This window comes from Thauera mechernichensis (assembly GCF_029588855.1).
Taxonomy (GTDB): domain Bacteria; phylum Pseudomonadota; class Gammaproteobacteria; order Burkholderiales; family Rhodocyclaceae; genus Thauera; species Thauera mechernichensis.
Map to the genome: position 1 here is coordinate 144,559 of NZ_JARQZE010000005.1, position 20,641 is coordinate 165,199.

Annotated in this window: 15 protein-coding genes; 5 read left to right on the forward strand and 10 right to left on the reverse strand. The window is 65.7% G+C overall.

From position 1 onward, the window contains the following. Positions 1 to 30: 30 nt before the first annotated feature. Positions 31 to 966, reverse strand: a complete 936-nt coding sequence (locus P7F68_RS09395; RefSeq protein ID WP_277832609.1) for a transporter — start codon at positions 964 to 966, stop codon at positions 31 to 33. A gap of 389 nt (positions 967 to 1,355) precedes the next feature. Between P7F68_RS09395 and P7F68_RS09400 the strand changes: the two genes are divergently transcribed. The 3 genes from P7F68_RS09400 to P7F68_RS09410 are packed head-to-tail and all read left to right on the forward strand — an operon-like array spanning position 1,356 to position 4,901. Further along, entirely contained in the window at positions 1,356 to 3,005 is a 1,650-nt protein-coding gene (locus P7F68_RS09400) for a flavin-containing monooxygenase (protein WP_002938671.1), read from the forward strand. Positions 3,006 to 3,022: 17 nt separating this feature from the next. Further along, positions 3,023 to 3,790: an SDR family NAD(P)-dependent oxidoreductase gene (locus P7F68_RS09405; protein ID WP_037982557.1), complete on the forward strand. Its 768-nt coding sequence runs from the start codon at positions 3,023 to 3,025 to the stop codon at positions 3,788 to 3,790. Positions 3,791 to 3,842: 52 nt separating this feature from the next. Then, positions 3,843 to 4,901 (forward strand): alpha/beta fold hydrolase, encoded by a 1,059-nt coding sequence (locus tag P7F68_RS09410; RefSeq protein ID WP_002938674.1) that lies wholly within the window; start codon positions 3,843 to 3,845, stop codon positions 4,899 to 4,901. Positions 4,902 to 5,069: 168 nt separating this feature from the next. On the opposite strand, the gene P7F68_RS09415 is transcribed toward P7F68_RS09410, so the two are convergent. Then, positions 5,070 to 5,819, reverse strand: a complete 750-nt coding sequence (locus tag P7F68_RS09415) for a helix-turn-helix domain-containing protein (protein WP_198291761.1) — start codon at positions 5,817 to 5,819, stop codon at positions 5,070 to 5,072. Positions 5,820 to 6,335: 516 nt separating this feature from the next. Here P7F68_RS09415 and P7F68_RS09420 point away from each other — a divergent pair. Continuing rightward, positions 6,336 to 7,436 carry an MBL fold metallo-hydrolase gene (locus P7F68_RS09420; protein ID WP_277832615.1) on the forward strand — a complete coding sequence of 367 codons (1,101 nt, stop codon included), beginning with the start codon at positions 6,336 to 6,338 and terminating at the stop codon, positions 7,434 to 7,436. 80 nt (positions 7,437 to 7,516) lie between these two features. On the opposite strand, the gene P7F68_RS09425 is transcribed toward P7F68_RS09420, so the two are convergent. The 5 genes from P7F68_RS09425 to prfB all read right to left on the reverse strand — a co-directional run bounded on the left by P7F68_RS09425 (position 7,517) and on the right by prfB (position 14,538). Next, positions 7,517 to 10,309: an AAA family ATPase gene (locus P7F68_RS09425; protein ID WP_277832617.1), complete on the reverse strand. Its 2,793-nt coding sequence runs from the start codon at positions 10,307 to 10,309 to the stop codon at positions 7,517 to 7,519. 21 nt (positions 10,310 to 10,330) lie between these two features. Beyond that, the gene (gene trmA / locus P7F68_RS09430; RefSeq protein ID WP_277832619.1) at positions 10,331 to 11,419 is read right to left on the reverse strand and encodes a tRNA (uridine(54)-C5)-methyltransferase TrmA; all 1,089 of its coding nucleotides are present in this window, start codon (positions 11,417 to 11,419) and stop codon (positions 10,331 to 10,333) included. A gap of 4 nt (positions 11,420 to 11,423) precedes the next feature. Continuing rightward, on the reverse strand, positions 11,424 to 12,143 hold the full coding sequence (locus P7F68_RS09435; RefSeq protein WP_002927874.1) for a hypothetical protein: 720 nt from the start codon (positions 12,141 to 12,143) through the stop codon (positions 11,424 to 11,426). A gap of 15 nt (positions 12,144 to 12,158) precedes the next feature. Beyond that, on the reverse strand, positions 12,159 to 13,430 hold the full coding sequence (locus P7F68_RS09440; RefSeq protein WP_002938693.1) for a hypothetical protein: 1,272 nt from the start codon (positions 13,428 to 13,430) through the stop codon (positions 12,159 to 12,161). 3 nt (positions 13,431 to 13,433) lie between these two features. Continuing rightward, positions 13,434 to 14,538, reverse strand: a protein-coding gene (prfB, locus tag P7F68_RS09445; protein WP_157354493.1) for a peptide chain release factor 2 whose coding sequence is annotated in 2 segments (ribosomal slippage) — positions 13,434 to 14,456 and positions 14,458 to 14,538 — 1,104 coding nt in all. Because the reading frame shifts where the segments join, the coding sequence is not laid out codon by codon here. A 264-nt stretch (positions 14,539 to 14,802) separates the two neighbouring features. Between prfB and P7F68_RS09450 the strand changes: the two genes are divergently transcribed. Then, the gene (locus P7F68_RS09450; RefSeq protein ID WP_277832626.1) at positions 14,803 to 17,469 is read left to right on the forward strand and encodes a bifunctional diguanylate cyclase/phosphodiesterase; all 2,667 of its coding nucleotides are present in this window, start codon (positions 14,803 to 14,805) and stop codon (positions 17,467 to 17,469) included. Here P7F68_RS09450 and P7F68_RS09455 read toward each other — a convergent pair. Genes P7F68_RS09455 through pdhA form a run of 3 tightly spaced genes read right to left on the reverse strand, consistent with a single transcriptional unit; the run spans position 17,454 to position 20,630 of the window. Next, positions 17,454 to 18,557, reverse strand: a complete 1,104-nt coding sequence (locus P7F68_RS09455) for a dihydrolipoamide acetyltransferase family protein (RefSeq protein WP_002927885.1) — start codon at positions 18,555 to 18,557, stop codon at positions 17,454 to 17,456. The genes P7F68_RS09450 and P7F68_RS09455 overlap by 16 nt on opposite strands. Beyond that, positions 18,554 to 19,534 (reverse strand): alpha-ketoacid dehydrogenase subunit beta, encoded by a 981-nt coding sequence (locus P7F68_RS09460; RefSeq protein ID WP_002938705.1) that lies wholly within the window; start codon positions 19,532 to 19,534, stop codon positions 18,554 to 18,556. Before P7F68_RS09460 ends, P7F68_RS09455 begins: the two co-directional genes overlap by 4 nt. Continuing rightward, positions 19,527 to 20,630: a pyruvate dehydrogenase (acetyl-transferring) E1 component subunit alpha gene (gene pdhA / locus P7F68_RS09465; protein WP_277832629.1), complete on the reverse strand. Its 1,104-nt coding sequence runs from the start codon at positions 20,628 to 20,630 to the stop codon at positions 19,527 to 19,529. Before pdhA ends, P7F68_RS09460 begins: the two co-directional genes overlap by 8 nt. Positions 20,631 to 20,641: the final 11 nt, after the last annotated feature.

The window sequence follows — 20,641 nt, forward strand, 5'->3', positions numbered from 1 at the left end:
TCGGGCGCTCAAACCACGGGCCTGTGCTGCTCAGAACACCTTCAGCATGCGCAGATTGACACGAAGGTCTTCGCGCACGCCGTTCTCGATCGATAGATCCTTGCCCAGTGAGCCGAGGATCTGAAAGTCCGGTGCCAGGAAATGCGATGCGCCGATGGATGCACGACTTCGGCGTTGCCGGTCGTTCTGACTTGTGCCGTCGATCTTGGTCTCGCCTCCGGTGAATTGGGAGATGCTCAGGCTGAGTGCCGTGGCCGGGGAGAGGTGGTAGCGCAGGTGCGACTGGAGATCCCAGCTGTGTTGCTGACTCAGGGTTCTGCGGGTCGGGCCGAAGTCGCGGTTATTGCCGTAGTACTGCACATCTCCTACCAGATCGAGGGTGAAGGCCTGCCCCAGGGGCATCACGCCGGCGACCTGGAGAGCGAACTTCCAGCGGTTCTCGCCAAAAGGATTGAGTGTGCGGCTACGACTGTACTGCCCGGTTGGCAACCACAGCCATGGCGTCACCCCGAGTACCCGCCGGTGATCGTCCTTGTACAGGAATACGGTGCTGGCAAGTATCAGATCTCCCATGCCGTTGCGGACGCTGGCGCTGTTCAAGGTACCCGCCGTCTGAACCGACCCGAAGGGGAGCAGGACCTGAGGCGCCACAGTGACGCCGCCGATGTCCACATACTTGACGGCGCGCACGATACCCACCTGGGCCCTCACGCGCGCGTTATCGTCGATTCTGCGCCCACCCGCATAAAGGGCTTCCCCACTGGAATATTGGTAGTAAAGCAGTCCCAAGTGGGTGCCGGCAGGGGCGTGGTCATAGTCTCCGGCGTCCACGCTGACCGCGAATGCAAGTGGCGATGCCAACGCGAGCGCGCCGCCCGCAATGCGCTTCCGGGTGTCGTTGCGAAGGAGGGCGACGACACGTTGGAAACTGCCCGCTGCGGTTACCCGTTCGATTTTCGTGCTCATGGAAAGTGTCTCCTTTGGTTCTTGGGGGGGCTTATGTCTGGTGTGATCAGTTGATATGCGCCCAGGCGAGTCCGCCGTGGGTGTCGGTGACTGATCGTTCCAGTTCGGCAGTGCCACGTTCCGAAGCCAGATTCCTGTACTTCCGCAAACTGCTTCGGGGCCTGGCCGCATGAAAATCTAGTTGATGCCGTCCTTGCGCCAAAGGCGATGCAGGGTGCTTTCACGATTCGTTCAAAGGAATGCCTGGAATCGACAAGATGCGATGTCGTCTCCGCCCATACATTCCTTCGCAACACGGAGCAGGCTGCCGTTTTCAGGCGCTGCGCCGTGTCGCAACTGGAGCCCAGCTCAAGGGCAATCCATACATTCGAGAATGTGAAGGAGACAAGATGAACATCGCATGCAGTGAAAGCTCAGCAGTCAAGAACCCGAAGGTTCCGCAGCAATTCGACGCGATCGTGATCGGAGCAGGCGTCGCCGGCCTGTACCAGCTGCACCGCTTGCGGGAGATGGGAATGAAAGTTCGCGGGTTCGAGACGGGTTCCGGCGTGGGCGGAACCTGGTACTGGAACCGCTACCCCGGTGCTCGGTTCGACTCTCAGGCGGAGATCTACCAGTACTGGTTCTCGGAGGAGCTATACAAGTCGTGGCAGCCGTCGGAGCGCTTCCCCGCCCAGCCTGAGACGGAGCGCTGGCTGAACTACGTCGCAGACAAGCTCGATCTGAAGAAGGATATCCAGTTCAATACCCGGATCGCCTCGGCGCACTATGACGAGCAGGAGGAAGTGTGGCGTATTGCCACCGCCGACGGCGAGCAGATGACAGCGCAGTTCCTGATCGCCTGCTGCGGGATGCTCTCGGCTCCGATCGTCGAGCGCTTCCCCGGCCAATCGTCCTTCAAGGGCGAACTCTACGTTACCGGTCTTTGGCCCAAGGAGCCGGTGGACCTGAAAGGTAAGCGGGTAGCCGTTGTGGGCACCGGAGCCACCGGCATTCAGGTGATCCAGACCATCGCTCCCGACGTCGGCTCGATGAAGATCTTCGTTCGTACGCCCCAGTATGTCATCCCGATGCGAAATCCCAAGTACACCAGGGATGACTGGGCGAAATGGGGATCGCGTTTCCACGAGTTGAAGAAGCGTGTCCGCACGACCTTTGCCGGTTTTGACTATGACTTCGACGCCGGTCCGTGGCACGAGCAGACTCCTGAGCAGCGTGCGGAGGTTCTTGAGCGCCTGTGGAACGATGGCTCTCTGGCTCTGTGGTTGGCGTCCTTCCCCGAGATGTTCGTCGATGAGGAGGTCAGCGAGGAGGTTTCGAAGTTCGTTCGAGCCAAGATGCGCGAACGCCTGCAGAACCGGGAAGACCTTTGCGATCTGCTGATCCCGCAGGAGTACGGCTTTGGCACCCACCGCGTCCCGTTGGAGAACAAGTACCTGGAGGTGTATCTGCAGCCCAATGTGGAGGCAGTGGATTGTCAAAGAGCCCCGATCGAGCGCGTCGTACCTGAGGGCATTCAGACCGCCGACGGCAAGGTGCACGAGGTTGACGTGATCATCCTCGCCCTCGGTTTTGACGCCGGTTCCGGAGCGCTGACCCGGATCGACTTCCGCGGCCGTGACGGCCGCTCCCTCAAGGAACAGTGGGGCAAGGAGATCCGCACCGCCATGGGCCTGCAGGTGCACGGGTATCCCAACCTGTTTACCACTGGCGCGCCCCTCGCTCCATCAGCGGCCCTTTGCAACATGACCACCTGCCTTCAGCAACAGGTGGACTGGATCACCGACTGCATCGCCTATGCCCGCAAGAACGGCAAGAAGGTGGTGGAGGCGACGAAGGAGTTCGAGGACGACTGGGTACGACACCACGATGAGACCGCCGCCAAGACGCTGGTGGTCAAGACGGACTCTTGGTACATGGGTTCGAATGTGGACGGCAAGCCGCGCCGTCTGATCTCGTACATCGGCGGGGTAGGCAACTACAACAGCCAATGCGACGAACTGGCCAGCAAGGGCTACCCTGGCTTCGCGATGCGCTGAGCGGAAAGGAGAACATCATGGATCGACTTTCCGGCAGGACAGCCGTCATTACCGGCGGCAGCAGTGGACTCGGACTCGCCATCTCCCGGCGTATGGCCGAGGAGGGGGCGTCAGTCGTCATCTTCGACCGCGATCCTCAAGGGCAGGCTGTGGTGGACGCCATGTGCTCGTCCGGAGGCAAGGCACTCTTCGTGCAAGGCGACGTGACCGATGAGCAACGGGTCTGCGAAGCGATGCGGATCGCAGCCACCCATTTCGGACGTATTGACGTACTGGTCAATAACGCTGGCATCGAAGGGGAGAACATACCTACAGACCTCCTGACCCTGGCCGAATGGAACCGGGTGATGGCTGTGGATGTGACCGCCGTCTTCCTATGCACGAAACATGTCATTCCCCATCTGCGCCAAGTGGGCGGTGGTTCCGTGATCAACATATCGTCGATCTACGGCATCGTCGGCGGCGGGGACATCCCGCCCTACCACGCGGCAAAAGGTGCCGTGCGGACAATGACCAAGAACGATGCCTTGCTTTACGCAAAGGAGCGCATCCGCTTCAACTCGATTCACCCGGGCTTCGTGTTCACCCCCTTGGTCGACCGTTACGTCCAGGACAACGGGCTCGAGCACGACGCTGCCAAAGCGCATCTGGATGCCCTGCACCCGCTGGGTGGCACCGGTACCCCTGACGACATTGCCTGGGGCGCCGTTTATCTGGCGTCGGATGAAGCGCGCTGGGTAACGGGTGCCGAACTCGTGATTGACGGCGGCTATACGGCCCGCTGACCCCCATGGCCAGCCGTCCGTGCGGCTGGCCCTTCTCGGAGGAGATATAAAAATGACCCCTTACTACACCCAGCAGATACATGGTCCATTCAAGACGATCAGCATCGGTCAACTGGATCTCGAGGAAGGCGGTGTGCTTGACGACTGCACCCTGGCGGTTGCCACTCACGGCCAACTCAATGCGGCGAAAGACAACGCCATTCTCGTGCCGACCTGGTACTCCGGCACCAGCAAGATCATGGAGCAGGTCTACATCGGCCCGGGGCGAGCCCTTGATCCGAGTCGCTACTTCATCATCGTGGTGAACCAGATCGGTAACGGACTGTCCATTTCGCCCAGCAATGCACCAAGCCGGATTGCGGGCCCGCGCTTTCCTCGCGTGCGTATCGGCGATGACGTACGCGCCCAGCATCGTTTGCTCAAAGAGCATTTCGGTATCCAGCGGCTCGCTTTGGTGGTTGGAGGGTCGATGGGGGCCCAACAGACCTACGAATGGGCCGTGCGCTACCCTGACATGGTCGAGCGAGCTGCCCCCATCGCCGGCACCGCGTGCAACACCGAGCACGACTTCGTGTTTACCGACACGCTTGTGGAGGCCATCACCACGGACCCCGGCTTTCGTGATGGCGCCTACGCCGATTCAGCCGAGGTGGCAGCCGGTCTGCGTCGGCACGCGAAACTGTGGACCGTGATGGGGTGGAGCACGGAGTTTTTCCGCGGGGGGCGACACCGGGTATTGGGATTCGAGAACATGGCTGCCTTCGTCGATCAGTTCATGACGGGCTATTTTGGTCCCATGGACCCGAACAACCTGCTTTGCATGGCCTGGAAGTGGCAGCGGGGTGATGTGAGCCGCCACACTGGCGGAGATTTGGCCCAAGCCCTAGGGCGTATCAAGGCAAAGACGTTCGTGATGCCGATCAGCCACGACATGTTCTTCCCGCCCTCTGATTGCCTGGCCGAACAGCAGCTCATCCCGGGCAGCGAGTTCCGCCCGCTCACCAGCATTGACGGACACCTCGCCCTGTTCGGAACCGATGCCAACGCGGTGTCCGAGGTCGATGCCAACCTGCGTGCCCTGCTGGACATTCCAGCGACCACGGGCACCTGAAGAACGCTCCCCCCAACCCCGGCGAGGCACGACTTCGGGCTCCCTCCTCGGGGCCGCTTCGGGCGCATCGGTGTCTGCCGATGCGCCCATTTTTTTTGCGTACCTGGGCCGTCGCTATGGGCGAGAGGCGGGGCGTCGGCACGGTGGTTCCCGCTGTCGCCCGACCGCTCAGCCGCGGCCTTCCTTTCTGAGACGTGCCGGTGTGATGCCCATGCGGCCTCGCATCGTTCGTGTGAGGTGCGCTTGGTCGGCAAAGCCGCACATGGCAGCGACCTCCTTGATGGCTTGGGTACCAGTGGACAGCAGGCGGACCGCCCTCTCGAGACGGCAGCGCGTGACATAGTCGTATGGGGACAAACCCTTGGTGGCGCGGAAGTGGCGCGAGAAAGTCCACACACCCAGCCCTACCGTCTCTGCCATCTGCTCAATCGTGACACCCTCATGCAGGTGGGTGTCGAGGTATTCGTCAAGTCGGCGCATGCGGCTCGATGACAAGGGACCGACCGGAACATCGTTGCGGAAATTGATCAGTGCGTACTTGCGGAAGAGATGCACGGCCAATTGAATAGCCAGGGATTCCGCATAGAGACTGCCTCCGAGTCCTCGGTGCTCCGCTTCGGTGGTGATCGCATCGACAATACCCGTAACCACCGAATCCTGAGCCTGAAGGATATCGTGCAGACGTACCTCCGAAACCGGGCGGTCGGTGATGTCGGTTGCAACCCGGGTCATCAGGGCGTCGGATAGGTAGGTGTGGGACACATTGATGCATTCCGTCCAGTGCCAGTGGGACTGTTCGGAACGGGTGAGGAGGGAGAAGTCCCCCGGCGTGCAGCGCTTGCGCGTCCATCGTCCTTCCACCCGGCGATCCATTGGAGTCTGACCGCTTCGATAACGCACCACCATGTAGTGATCCATTGCCGGGATCGGAACATCGAGGCCGGTGTATAGGTACGCCCTGTGCCCAACATCCTTCCACCCCAAACCATCACTGGCGGAAACGATCTGCCCTGGAACCCAGGTGGGAAGGTCTCGCGGTGTAATCAGAGTAGGCATAGGGCGACTCGTTCGGGGCAAAAGCGCGTTGAGCAAACCGTGCCTGAATCAAGGGGAAACAAGAATACAAGAAATGCTGTATTGGGCGATTCAAATTTCTGATTCCGTAGCCATTGCTTGGATTGGGAGCGAGGGTGGGGCCGGTGAGTCCGCTGACAACACCTTGTCCGCTACGGCTCCGATTCGTTCGCCCGTGACCACGAAAGAAGTACATGAGCGTTATCGGGCTACATCCTGACGGCATGATGGGGCACACTGTACAGCCCGACCTCTGCGGTCGGTGCTGATTGGCACAGGACGTGACTGGTGCGGCATTGCCCGTCCTCAGACGATCGCCACGAGCACTGCAGATTACTCAAGCATGCAAAGGAGCCAAGAATGGTCTTGCCCCCCTCCGCAACACGGCACGGCAGTACGCTGCGGCCTCAACACCTCTTCCTCGCCCGCGCAGCGGCACCGGCGCGGTCGCAACGCGGTACCTTGGCCCGCGCGGCAGCCAGCATCGCACTCGGCGTCGCCTTGTTCGCAGCTGCGCCGCTGAGCGGCGTTCCGCTTGGCGGGGCGAGCGCTCTTGCCGCGCCTCCAGCCCAGATCAAGACACAGGTGCCTGGCTACTATCGCCTTGGGCTTGGCAGCTTCGAAGTCACCGCCTTGTACGACGGCTTCGTCGATCTGCATGTCGGATTGCTCAAGGGCATGGGGGTGGAGCAGATCCAGTCCTTGCTGGCGCGCATGTTCCTTGAACACACTGAAGGCGTGCAGACGGCCGTCAACGCTTACCTGGTGCATACCGGCGAGCGTCTGATCCTGGTCGATGCAGGTTCGGCGGCCTGCTTCGGTCCCACCCTGGGACAGGTCGTCGCCAACATACGTGCCGCCGGTTACGCCCCGGAGGCGGTGGATACCGTTCTGCTTACCCACCTCCATCCCGACCATGTGTGTGGCCTGCTGAGTGCCGATGGCAGCGTCGCCTTCCCGAATGCGACCGTGTGGGCTGCACAGGAGGATGTCGACTACTGGCTGAGCGAAGCCATCGCGGAGGCGGCGCCAGAGGGCAACCGACCATTCTTTACCATGGCGCGACAGGCGGTCGAGCCTTACCAGGCTGCTGGTCGCTTTCGTAGCTTTGGGCGGAATGACGCGCTGTTGCCGGGTGTGACGGTGATACCGACCCCCGGGCATACGCCGGGGCATACCTCGTACCTATTCGATTCGGGCGGTCAGAAGCTGCTGGTGTGGGGCGACGTCGTGCACAGCCACTCGGTGCAGTTCCGCCATCCGGAAGTGGCGCTGGAGTTCGACACCGACCAGGACGCGGCGATCACTGCCCGGCGTGCGGTGTTTGCCCGAGCGGTCGAAGAGGGCTGGCGTATTGCCGGGGCGCATCTGCCATTCCCGGGGTTGGGGCGTATGCGCGCGGAGGCCGAAGGGTTCGCCTGGGTGCCGGTGGAGTTCGGCCCGATCCGCGATAGCCGCTGAGCACACCCAGCAGAGCTCCCCGATGTGAGGGGTGCTCTGCTGGCTCCGGGTTTGGGCAACCGGGCAGCAAGGGAGGCGCCTTAGTCCACTGCGCGCTGCAGGATTCCGATCGGCGGCGCCCAGTCGCTCGCCGGCTGTTTCTTGCGCGTCACCAGCGTGAGCTGCGCGGGTGCGAACACGTTGGCGTTGTGGGTCACCGGCGTCGTGATCAGGTACTGCGCACGGGTGGCGCGCAGGAAGGTGCCGACGCGGTCGATGTTGGCGACGTCCAGATGCGCGAAGGGTTCGTCGATGAACACGAAGCCGCCAGGGCGCGCTTCGTCCATGAGCAGGCCGATGAGCAGGATCAGCGACTTCATGACCTGCTGGCCACCCGAGGCCTCGCCGTCGTTGAGGCCCACTGCGCCCTTGCGGTCGAAGTCGAAACGCACCTCGAGGCCGGCCTGGGCGAGCGAGAGGTCGTCGTTTTCCAGGTGCGGCGTGGGGCAGTCGACGTTGACGTTGGCGAGTTCGCCGAGCGCCTTCAGGTTCTTCGCGTACTGGCGCACCGTGGCGCGCAGTTTGGCGATGTAGGCGGCGCGCGCATTGTCGGTGTGCAGGCGTGCGGTGGTGCAGTAGCCCTGGCGGTTGAGGTAGTCGCGCTCGCGCAGTGCGACGTCGGCGCCGAGGCGGTCGCGCACGACCAGTACGGCAGGGTCGGTGATCCAGTCGCCTTCGTCGAGGTGGCGGCGCAGGCGATCGAGCTGGAGTCGCGCGCCGCGTGCGTCGCCGTACTTGTCGGCAAGCAGGGCGAGTTCGTTGGGCTCCAGCCAGTGTGCGGCCATGCCGTGCCGGCGGTGGCGCAGCTTGACGATGCGCTCGGCCTGGGCGTGGCGGCGCGGGCCGTGCTCGCGGGCGATGTCCGCCAGGCGCAGATCGACTGCCTTGAGCTCGCGGGTGCGGCGTTCGAGCTCGATCTGGATGCCGTTGAGCTTGTCGGATAGACGGTCCATCTCGCCGCGTGTGTCGCTGCGTGCGGCGATGGCTTCGGTGAGCGCCTTGCGTGCGGCAGGCAGCTCGGCCTCGGCGCTGGCGTAGGCCTCGCTGCGGGCGGCGAGCAGTTGTGCCGACTGCAGACCGAGCAGGCCCTGGCGGATGGTGGTGAGGCGCGCGGCGGCGGCGTCGAGCTTGGGGCGCAGGGCCTGGAGCTGTTTGTCGAGCGCGCTGATTTCATCCTGCAGCGCGGCGATGCGCGACTGGCGGGCGAGCTCGCCGAAGTGGAACTCCTGCGGCCGGCCGAGATGGCGGGCGCCGCGACGCTCGCGGTGGTAGCCGTCGCGGGTGATCCATTCCTGCTCGCGCGGCAGGTCGCGTGCGGCCTCGGCATTGTCGACGCGGCGGATGCGGGTGAGCAGATCGGTGAGCCAGCGCGGCACCGCGGCGCTGAACTCGACCACTTCGGCCAGGCTCATGCCGCGTGGCGGTGGTGCGTGCTCGCGTTCGGCGACGATGAAGTGGCGGAAGCGTTCGCGCTCGCCGATCGCCCAGGCGGCATGGCGGTCGCCTTCGCGCTCGAGCAGGATGAGGTGGCGGTATGGACGCAGGATGGCTTCGAGCGCAGCCTGCCAGGCCGGGTCGGTCACTTCGACCACTTCGGCGAGGCTGCGATGGGCGATGCCTTCGGCTGTCAGCTTGACGCGGAAGCGCGCGACCTCGGCGTCGCCCGGCGGGCCGGCGCGGTTGCGCTCGCCGCGCAGGGTGTCGGTCTTGTCCTCGAAGGCGGCGAGCAGCTCGCGTTCCTTGCGGCGCAGGCCGGCGAGCGCGGCGTCGGCGTCCTCGTGCTCCTTCTCGAGCGCGAGCGCGTCGGCGCCATGCTCGCTGGCGAGCTGGGCGCGCAGCACGTCGCGCTCGGCGAGCAGTTTCTCCAGGTCGCGCACGCGGTCGTGGGCGGCGAGATAGTGCTGCTCGGATGCGCTGTCCGCCTCCCTGAGGCGCTTGCGCTCGGCCTGCACGGCTTCCTGCTCGGACCGCACCAGTTCGAGGCGCTGGCGCGATTCGCGCTGCTCGACGAGCTTCTCGGCGCGCTCGCGGCCAACGCGCTGCAGGGCTTCGCGTTCGCTGGCGATCTCGCGCTCGAGTTCGGCAATCTCGAGTCGGGGGACGATCTCGGCTTCCAGCGCCTGCACTTCGTCGGCGAGCTGCTTCCATTCCAGGAAGCGGTTGGCCTCTGCCTTTTTCTCCTCAGCCTGGGTCTTGAGTCGGTCGAGGTCGATGCCGAGCTCGTCGAGTTCGCGTTCGGCCGACTTCTGCTCCTCGCGTGCGGCCTGGTAGTTGTCCAGCACCTCCTTGTCGCCGAAGACGTCGAAGACGAGCTCCAGCAACGCCTTGGGCGAGTATTCGCACAGCTTGTCGGTGTCGCCCTGTTCGAGCGCCAGCACCTTGGTGATGGCCGGTGTCAGGCCGCCCCAGGCCAGCCGGTTCTGGTAGTCGCGCAGGCCGACCCAGTCATTGGTCTGTTCGAGCGCCTCGATGGGCACGTTGCCATCGACGATGGTGTAGTCGCGGATCCATTCGCCGCCAGCCTTGCGGATGCGGCAGGCGAGCGTGACCTCGTCGGCCAGGCAGGGAAAGAAGGGGCGCTTGCCGCTGTGGCCGGGCTGGTTTGCGACCACGGCGCGGATCCAGGCGAAGCTGCGGTCGGCGCGGCGCACATAGCGGCGGAAGTCGCGCTTGCCCGAGCAGCGCAGTGCGAACAGGGTGCGCAGGGCGTCGAGCAGCGTGGTCTTGCCCGAGCCGTTGGGGCCGACGATGGTGATGATCTGGGCGTCCAGCGGCAGGGTGAAGCGCCGCCAGAAGTCCCAGTGGACGAGCTCGAGGGTCTTGATGTGGAACATGGGCCTGGGTCGCGGTGAGGTTCAGCGCCGCTGCAGCAGCAGCCCGCACTCGAGGTGGTGGGTGTAGGGGAACTGGTCGAATGCCGCCGCGGCCGCGATGCGGTGGGTGGCGGCGAGCGCGGCCACGTTGGCGCGCAGCGTCTCGGGGTTGCAGGAGATGTAGAGGATGCTGTCGAAACGCTTCGCCAGCGCGATCGTGCCGTCATCGAGGCCGGCACGCGGCGGGTCGACGAAAAGGGTGGAGAAGCGGTAGCCGGCGAGATCGACGCCCTGCATGCGGCGGTATTCGCGGCCACCGGCCAGCGCGTCGCTGATCTCCTCGCTCGCCATGCGCACCATGGTGACGTTGCCGATGCCATTGTCGGCGAGGTTGGTGTGGGCGGCGCGCACCGAAGTCTTGCTCATCTCGGTGGCGAGCACGCGGTCGAACAGCGGCGCCAGCGCCACGGTGAAATTGCCGTTGCCGCAGTAGAGTTCGAGCAGGTCGCCACCCAGGCCCCTGGCCTGCGCACGCGCCCATGACAGCATGTGCTGGTTAACCCCAGCGTTCGGCTGGGTGAAGCTGCCCTCGAACTGCTGGTAGCGCAGGCGCTGGCCGTCGACAACGAGCGCTTCCTGAACCCAGTCGCGCTCGAGCACGATCTTCTGCTTGCGGCTGCGGCCGATCACCTGAATGCCCAGCGCGGCGGCGAGCGCGCGCGCAGCGGCCTCCCAGGCCTCGTCGAGCGGACGGTGATAGACAAGGCTCACCAGGCATTCACCGCTCAGGGTGGCGAGGAACTCGACCTGGAAGATCTTGCGGCGCAAGGCCTCGCTGGCCTGGATGGCGTCGCGCAGGCGCGGCATGAGGCCGGCGATGGGTTCGGCGGCAGCAGGAAAGCTGTCGATCAGGATGGGCTGCTTAGGATCGGCGCTGTCGAACATCGCATAGTCGATGCGGCCGTCGTGGTGCCACAGGCGGAATTCGGCACGCAGGCGATAGTGCAGCGGCGCCGAGCGGAAGACTGTGGGTTCGGGCAGCGCAAGCTCGGCGAAGTCGGCGCTGTAGCGCGCGAGCTTGGCGGCGAGCTGCGCTTCGTAGTGCGCGGGGTCGATGACGGGCAGGGGCATGGGTTCAGCGCGCCTCCTCGGCAACCTCGTCGTCGGGCAGGGCGTCGGCGAGGCGATCGGCATGGGCGAAGGCGTTGGCCTCGGGCATGGGATGGCCGGCGGCGGCGAGTACCTCGCCGAGCGTGCCGTGGATGATGCGATCGGCCATCACGCGGTAGTCGAGCGCGAGGTCGAGCAGCGGACCTTCGCTGATGAGGCCGTTGCGGCGTTCGATGAAGCCGAGGCGGGCGAGTTTGCCGAGCATGAAGTTGCGCACCTTGGTGCGTCCGCCGAGGCGGGGGCCGAAGTCGGCGATCAGCGAGGCCTCTGTGAGCGTGCCCGAGACGGCGTCTCCATGCGCGACCGGTTTGTCGCCGCCGAACATGTCGGTCTGGCCGTCGTCCACCCGCTCGCGGCGGGTGACCTGGCGCTCGCGCTTGGGCAGCACGATCAGCGACCAGATGATGACGAGCAGGGCGATCTCGTCGCGCGTGAGGCCCATGTTGCTGGCGGCGTACTCGCGGCCGGCGCCGAACACCGGTTCGGCGAGTTCGGGTTGCAGGGCAACACCGACGTGGGCGGCATAGGGGTTGTCGAGCAGGCGCAGGCCGACATCGGCGAGGCGGCGGTCGAGTTCATGGCGGAAGGTCTCATCGACCAGGGCGCGCCGTACCAGCTTGTCGTTGCGCGGAAGCCAGCGCTGCGCGAGCAGCCGCGTGGTGAGGGTCTTGAGTTCGTGTTCCATGGAAATCCTGGGGGCTCAGGCTGGCGTGGTGGCGCGCGGACGCACCTCGCCGAGCGTCATCGCCGCGATTTCGTCTTCACCGACTGCAGTCAGGGTGTCGCTGAATGCGACCTCGATCGGCAGGCGCATGAAGCTGCCGACCGGGCCGTCTTCCGGGCCGGCCTCGGCGCCGTCGGCCAGCAGGGCAAGCAGCGACAGGCGATAGCTCGCCGGCGCGAAGCCGCCGCCGGCGATGACCTGGTGCAGCGGCTGCGGCACTGGCAGGGTGCCGAGGCGGTGGGTGAAGTGCTCGAGCAGGCGCAGGTCTTCGGCTTGCAGCGTGACGCCTGCGGGCTCGGCATCGGGCGGCGGCAGTGCCGCTTGCGTATCGGTAGCGGCGGACTCGCCTTCGAGCATGGCCTCGGCGCGGTCGAGCAGCTCGTGGCCACCCGCCAGCAGGGCGAGTTCGGGCACGGCCGCGCAGGCGTCGGCTGCGAGCCCGGCAATGCGGTGGGCATCCAGGCTGCGTAGCCAGGCGGCGACATCGGAGGACGAGATGCCCGAGCCACCCAGGGTGACGCGCTGGGCTTCGATCTTGTTGAGTGCGCGCTGGAAGGAGGCGTCCACTCGCGCCAGGCGCGACTGCGCCAGGCCGATGCGCTGCGCAATGCGGGCGATGTCGAAGTCGACCTCGGGGTCGGCGAGCAGTTTGTTGAGGATGTCGGTGCCGCGGTCGAGCCAGCGCCCGTTGGCAGACAGGCGGCGGCGGGCGTCCAGGATGCGGAATTCCGAGCCGGAGGCGATCGCCTCCTCGAAGTGCCAGGAGAGGTCGTTGAGCTTGGACAGCAGGTGGCCGAGCGCCTCGGGGGTGATGCTGCCCACCGCCTGCAGGCCGGCGAGCTGGGCGGTGAGGAAGCCGAGTTCGGCGTCTTCCTCCTCGCCGAAGCGCAGCAACATGGCGATCGCTGCGACCGCATTGCGACCGATGTCGGAGAGGGCGTAGTGGCCGTCCTCGCCGATGGCCAGCAGGGCATTGTCGCGCAGGCGCTTCAATACCGTCTCGAGCTTGACCGGGTCGAGATAGGTGAAGCGCGCACGCAGCGCCTCGGGCGACCAGCGCGGACTGTCGGCCTCGCGGCCGATCTCGCGCAGCACGAGCAGGCGCATGAGCACCTCGGCCTCGGTGCCGCGGAAGAGCGTGATGAAAGCCTCCAGCAACGGGCGTGCCGACGCCAGTGCCGCCAGTTCGGGCACTTCGTCGGCGTCCACGCCTGCAGCGAGAAAGTCGGTGAGGGGCGCTTCGGTCAAACCTTAGACGCCCTGCTTGAGGCTGGCGGCGATGAAGTCGTCCAGGTCACCGTCGAGCACGGCCTGGGTGTTGCCGACCTCATAGTTGGTACGCAGGTCCTTGATGCGCGACTGGTCGAGAACGTAGCTGCGGATCTGGTGGCCCCAGCCGATGTCGCTCTTGGAGTCTTCCAGCTTCTGCTGCTCGGACTGGCGCTTGCGCAGTTCGGCCTCGTACAGGCGCGCTTTGAGCATCGACATGGCCTCGGCCTTGTTCTTGTGCTGAGAGCGGTCGTTCTGGCACTGCACGACGATGCCGGTCGGCTCGTGGGTGATACGCACTGCGGAGTCGGTCTTGTTGATGTGCTGGCCGCCGGCGCCCGAGGCGCGGTAGGTGTCGATGCGCAGATCGGCGGGGTTGATCTCGATCTCGATCGAGTCGTCGACCTCCGGGAACACGAACACCGAGGTGAAGCTGGTGTGGCGACGGGCGTTGGAGTCGAACGGCGATTTGCGCACCAGGCGGTGGATGCCGGTCTCGGTGCGCAGATAGCCGTAGGCGTATTCGCCCGAGAGCTTGATCGTGCAGTTCTTGATGCCGGCGACTTCGCCCTCGGTCTCTTCCATCAGCTCGACGCTGAAGCCCTTCTTCTCGCCGTAGCGCAGGTACATGCGTTCGAGCATGCCCGCCCAGTCCTGGGCCTCGGTGCCACCGGCGCCGGCCTGGATTTCGATGAAGCAGTTGTTGGGGTCCATCGGGTTGCTGAACATGCGACGGAATTCGAGCTTCTCGATCTCGCCCTGCAGCTCGCCGAGATCGGTCTCGACCGCCTCGAAGGTGTCGTCGTCGTCCTCGGCCTCGGCGAGCTCGAAGAGATCCTTGAGGTCGCGCGACTGCGCGTCGATCTTCTGCAGCGTCAGTACCACGTCTTCGAGCTGGCGCTTTTCCTTGCCGAGCTCCTGCGCGCGCTCGGCGTTGTTCCAGACGGCAGGGTCTTCCAGCGCGCGGTTAACTTCTTCGAGCTTCGATGCTTTCACATCGTAGTCAAAGATACCTCCGTAGTTCGCGACCGCGGGCGGCGAGGTCGGCGAGTTTTTCGGCGATGGCGTTCTGGCGTTCGGCTTCCATGGCTGCGGCTCCGGCTCAATCTGGGAAACCGCGCATTATAGCCGGAGCGCGCGCCTGCCTGCAGGCCTCGCTGTCACTGCCATGACCCCTGAACGACGTGTCATGAACCTGGCGCAGCGCGGGGACCGGCGGTCAGGCACCGGGTTCCTCCGACGCTCGCCGCCAAGCCGGACTGGAACCCGCAGCGCCTGCCCGATAACATGCGCTCAGGTGTGCTGCGGCCCTGTCCTGGCCGGGCGCCTCCTTTACGTGCAACTGGGTGCCATGCAGCGGAACAAGAGAACGATCCATATCGCACTGGTTGCGACGGTGCTGGCGCTGAACCTGTTCATTGCCGGCTTGCTTGCATACACCCTTGAGGTGGCGAAGGAGCGCAAGGAGGAAGAAGTCCGGGTGACCGTGGAGAATCTGTCGCTGCTCCTTGACCAGAGCGTAAGTTCGTCCATCCGCGAGATCGACCTCAGCCTGCGCGAAGTGCAGGGTGATCTCGAACGTTCGCTGCTCGAACACGGCAGGCTTGACCACGCACTGCTGAGCGAGCGTATCGCGCGTTTCCACGACTGGCTGGCGCCGATTGCCGAGTTCAAGGTCACCGACGCCGAGGGCAGGGTGATCCTCGGGCACGCGGTGACGTCCGATACCCGGGTCAGCTATGCCGACCGCAGCTATTTTTACGAGCATCGGAGCGCGGATGATGGCGTCACACGCGCCAGCAAGCTCGTCTATGGCCGTGTTGCGGGCACCTGGGGCAATGTCTTCTCGCGGCGCTACAACGACGCCTCGGGGCAGTTTGCGGGGGTGGTGACCGCGGTGGTGCCGGTGGCGTACTTCGAGCGCTTGCTGTCCGGCCTCAGCCTCGGCAGCCGAGGCATTGCGCTGATGCGCGACCTGGACATGAGCCTGATCGCGCGCTTTCCTCCCCTTGAGACCGATGCCGGCGGAGTAGGCTCGCGTGGCGGTTCGCTGGAACTGCGCGACATCGTCGCGGCGGGCGTGCAGGCACAATCCTTTTACAGTGCGCAGACCGCAGACGGCATCAACCGCATCAATGCCTACCGCAAGCTCGCCTCCATGCCGGCCTTCGTGGTCGTGGGTTGGGGCGAGGACGACTACCTTGCCCAGTGGCATTACGACCGCTGGAAGGCGATCGTGTTCTTTCTGACGTTCTGCGCCGTGACGCTGGTCGCAGGCGGCTTGTTGTGGCGCTTGGTCAGGGCCACCGAGCGCGCCAATCAGCGCAGCCGCATTCTGTTGCAGAACGCGAGCGATGGCATTCACATCACCGATGCCGCGGGCACCGTGGTGGAGGCCAGCGATGCCTTTTGCCGCATGATCGGGCACCCCCGTGCCGACGTGATCGGAATGAACGTGACGCAGTGGGATGCAGGTTTCTCGGCCGATGGGTTGCGGGAGATCATCGAGCGCTTGCTGGAGTCGTCGGAGGTGCTGACCTTCGAGACCGTTTACCGCCGTCGCGATGGCGGCACTTTTCCCGTGGAGATCACCGCGTTTGCGCTCGAGGTTGACGGTCGGCGGGTGCTGTTCTGTTCCGCGCGGGACATCAGCGCGCGCAAGTCGGCCGAGGCCGAAGTGCGGCAGCTTGCCTATTACGATGCACTCACCGGACTGCCCAACCGGCGCCTGCTGCTCGAACGGCTGGAGGCAGCCCAGGCGGCCGGTGCGAAGCTCGGCAGCCGTGGCGCCCTGTTGTTCATCGACCTCGACAACTTCAAGACGATCAACGACACGGTCGGGCACCAGCAGGGCGATGCCCTGTTAAAGGAGGTGGCGAGCGTACTGGGTCGATGCGTGCGCAAGGAGGATACGGTGGCTCGGCTCGGCGGAGACGAGTTCGTGGTCATGCTGGAGAACCTCGACGAACGCGAGGACGCGGCGGCCCGCGTCGCAGAGGCCATTGGTGGCAAGATCCTGCAGGCCTTGCGCAAGACCTTCGCGGTGGGCAACTGCGAACGCCGTGTGTCGGCCAGCATCGGCGTCACGCTGTTTGGCGGAGAGGCCGGCGAGGCGTTGGAGGAGCCGTTGATGCGGGCCGACCTCGCCATGTACCAGGCCAAGTATGCCGGCCGTGATGCGATGCGCTTCTTCAACCCGCAGATGCAGGCCGACGCCCAGATCCGTGCAGAGCTCGAGGCCGGGCTGTGGAGCGCGCTCGAGAAGGGGCAGTTCGTGCTCGAGTATCAGCCCCAGGTGAGGGGCAGCGCAAAGGTGATCGGGGTGGAGGCGCTGGTGCGTTGGCGGCATCCCGAGCGTGGTCTGGTGTCGCCGGCCGAGTTCATCCCGATCGCTGAGGAGAACGGCCTGATCGTGCCGCTCGGTCGCTGGGTCATCGAGACTGCGTGTGCCCAGCTGGCGGCGTGGGCATCGGTGCCCGGGCGCGCGGAATTGTCGATCGCCGTGAATGTGAGTGCGCGTCAGTTCCTGCAGCCGGATTTCGTGGCCGATGTGCTCGGAGCCCTGGAACGCAGCGGCGCTTGCGCGCAGCGGCTGGAGATCGAACTGACCGAAAGCACGCTGATCACTGACATCGAGCAGATCATCGCCCGCATGGAGGTGCTGAGAGCGCATGGGCTGCGCTTTTCCCTCGACGATTTCGGCACGGGCTACTCTTCGTTGGCCTACCTCAAGCGCTTGCCGCTGGATCAGGTCAAGATCGACCGCAGTTTCGTACGTGACATCCTGGTCGATCCGAACGATGCGGCCATTGCGACCATGATCACGGTGCTGGGCGAGACACTGGGCCTCGTGGTGGTCGCCGAAGGTGTCGAGACCGAAGCCCAGCGCGACTGCCTGCTGCAGATCGGTTGCCGGGCCTATCAAGGTTTCCTGTTCAGCCGCCCGCTTGGCGCGGTGCAGCTGGAGGCGTTCCTGGACGCGATGTCACCACAGGCGGCGGCTCAGTCCCCACGTTGAAGATCGTCGATCACTGCCCTCAGGAAGCGCGCCGCTTCCCCGCCGGTGACCACCCGGTGGTCGAAGGACAGGCTGAGCGGTAGCACGCGGCGCACCGCAGGCTTGCCATCGACCGGGCGCAGCTGTTCGTGCACCCGTCCGGCGCCCAGGATGGCTACGGTGGGCGGCAGTACGATCGGCGAGGCGTACTTGCCGCCGATCATGCCGAAGTTGGACAGCGTGATGGTGTTGCCGCGCAACTCCTCGGCCGGGATCCGGCGCGCCTGCACGTCCGCCCGCATGCGGTCCAGCCCGGCGCGCAGGTCGGCCGGGTCACGGTTGGCGACGTCGCGCATCACCGGCACGAACAGGCCCTCGGGCAAGTCGAGCGCGATGCCGACGTCGATCCTGCTCACCAGACGGCGGGCCATGGTGTGGCTTTCGTACCATGCGTTCAGCGCGGGCTCGGCCCGGCAGCCGGCAACCAGTGCGCGGAGCAGGCGTACGGTGACATCTGCGTCCGCAGCCCAGGCGTGGATGTCGGCATCGTCGATGACGGTGGCGGCGGCCACCTCGCTCTGGGCCAGCGCCATGTTCTGGGCCATTGCGCGCCTTACGCCGCGCAGCGGCTCGGCAGGGCCGACCTCGGCGAGGATCTTCGCCACGCGCTGCACGTCTGCAGTGGTGATGACCCCGTCGGGCCCGGACGGCGTGACCATCTCGAGTTCGACCTTGAGCTGGCGGGCGAGCGCGCGCACCGCGGGTGTGGCCCGGATGGCCCCGCCCGCGTGGGCGACGGGGGCGGGTGCTTCGGCCCTGACCTCGCGGCCGACCTGCACTTCGCCCACCACCGTACCAGCGTCCTCTTCCTCGGCTGCGCCCTCGAAGCCGACGAGCGGTGCGCCCACATGCACGACCTTGCCGGCCTCGCAGTAGAGCTTCTGCACGCGCCCGGCGAAAGGTGAGGGGATGTCGACGATGGCCTTGGCGGTCTCGACCGAGACCAGGGGCTGGTCTGCGGCGATCTCGTCACCGACACTGACGTGCCATTCGACGACCTCGGCTTCCTGCAGGCCTTCGCCGAGGTCGGGCAGCTTGAAGATCTTCATGATGCCTCCAGGGTCTTGCGCGCCGCTGCGACGATGCGCTCGACGCTGGGCAGGTACTGGTTCTCGAGCCGCGACAGCGGCATCACGGTGTCGTAGCCGGTGACGCGCTGTACCGGCGCCAGCAGCGAGTACAGGCCCTCGTCCGCGAGGCAGGCGGCGATCTCTGCACCCAGGCCTGCTGTGCGCGCAGCCTCGTGCACGATCACGCAGCGCCCTGTGCGTGCCACCGACTCGAGGATGGTGGCGGTGTCGAGCGGCTTCAGCGTGGCGACGTCGATGACCTCGGCCGATACGCCCTCGGCGGCGAGCGCATCGGCGGCGGCCTGGGTTTCGTGCAGCATCGCGCCCCAGCTCACCAGGGTGAGGTCGCTGCCGCTGCGCAGGGTGAAACATACGTCGAGCGGCAGCGCCTCGCCGTCGTCGGCGACCTCCTGGCGGAACAGGCGGTACATCCGCGTCGGTTCAAGGAACATCACCGGATCGGGGTCGCGGATGGCCGCAAGCAGCAGGCCGTAGGCACGCGCGGGTGACGAGGGCATCACCACGCGCAGGCCGGGCGTGTGGGCCAGCATCGCCTCGGGGCTCTCGGAATGGTGTTCGGGCGCATGGATGCCGCCGCCGCAGGGCGTGCGCACGACCAGCGGACAGGCGAGCCGGCCGCGCGTGCGGTTGCGCAGGCGTGCGGCGTGGTTGATCAGGTGGTCGAGCGCCGGGTAAAGAAAGCCGGAGAACTGGATCTCGGCGACCGGTCTGAGGCCCATCGCCGCCATGCCGATCGCGGTGCCGACGATCGCGGTCTCGGCGAGCGGGGTGTCGATCACTCTGCCGGCGCCGAAGCGTTGCTGCAGCCCGACCGTGGCGCGGAACACGCCGCCGTTGGCACCGATGTCCTCGCCGAGCAGCACGACCGCTTCGTCGCGTGCCAGTTCGTGGGCGAGGGCGAGGTTGACCGCCTCGACAAGGTTGATCTCAGCCATGATCGCCTCCCGTGTTTCTGCCCGCGCTGACAGGTGCGAAGCGCAGTGCCTCGTCGCGCTGGGCGGCGAGCGCGGCGGGCAGTGTTGCGAACAGGTGCTCGAACATTGCTGTGGTCACAGGCGGTGGGGTCGAGAGATAGGCCTCGACGGCGGCATTCACGGTATCGGCGCATTCGCGTGCGAGCGCTTCTTCCTTGTCCGGCCCCCAGGCGCCAAGCTTGAGCAGATGGTTGCGCAGGCGGGTGAGCGGCTCGAAGGACCATTGTTCCTGCACCACGGCCGGGTCGCGGTAGCGCGAGGCGTCGTCGGCGGTGGTGTGGTCGCCGAGGCGGTAGGTGACGGCCTCGATCAGGGTCGGCCCACCACCCGCCCGCGCCTTGGCGAGTGCTTCGCGGGCACAGTGGTGCACCGCCACCAGGTCGTTGCCATCGACCTGTACGCCTTCGATACCGGCAGCGATGGCCTTTTGCGCCAGCGTGGCGGTGGCGCTCTGTGCGCTGCGCGGTACCGAGATCGCCCACTGGTTGTTGCTGAGCACCACGACCAGTGGCGCTTGCCACACGGCGGCGAAGTTGAGCGCTTCGTAGAAATCGCCCTTGGAGCTGGCGCCGTCGCCCAGGAAGCTCACCGCGGCACGGGCCTCGTTGCGCAGCTTGAAGGCGTAGGCTGCCCCCGCGGCGTGGCACACCTGGGTGGCGATCGGCACACAGTTGGGAAAATCCAGGCGTGCCGCGGCGAAGTCGCTGCCGCGCTCATCGCCGCCCCAGTAGCGCAGGCTTTCGTCGATGCGCACGCCGCGCACGAGCTGTGCGGCGTGTTCGCGGTAGGACGGGAAGAGCACGTCTTCGCTGCGCATCGCGCTGGCCACCCCGACGCCGATGGCCTCCTGGCCGAGCGCCGAGGCGAAGGTGCCCAGCTTGCCGGTCCGTTGCAATGCGATGGCCTTGGCGTCGAAGGTCCGGGTAAGGTACATCGCGCGGTACATCGGCACGAGTTGCGCCGGATCGCGCGCGAAGTCGGGCAGCGGCCCGAGCGCCTCGCCCTGCGGGTCGAGGAAACGGCGATGGTCGATCTGGAACCGGGTAACAGTGCTCATGGCGCGCTCCC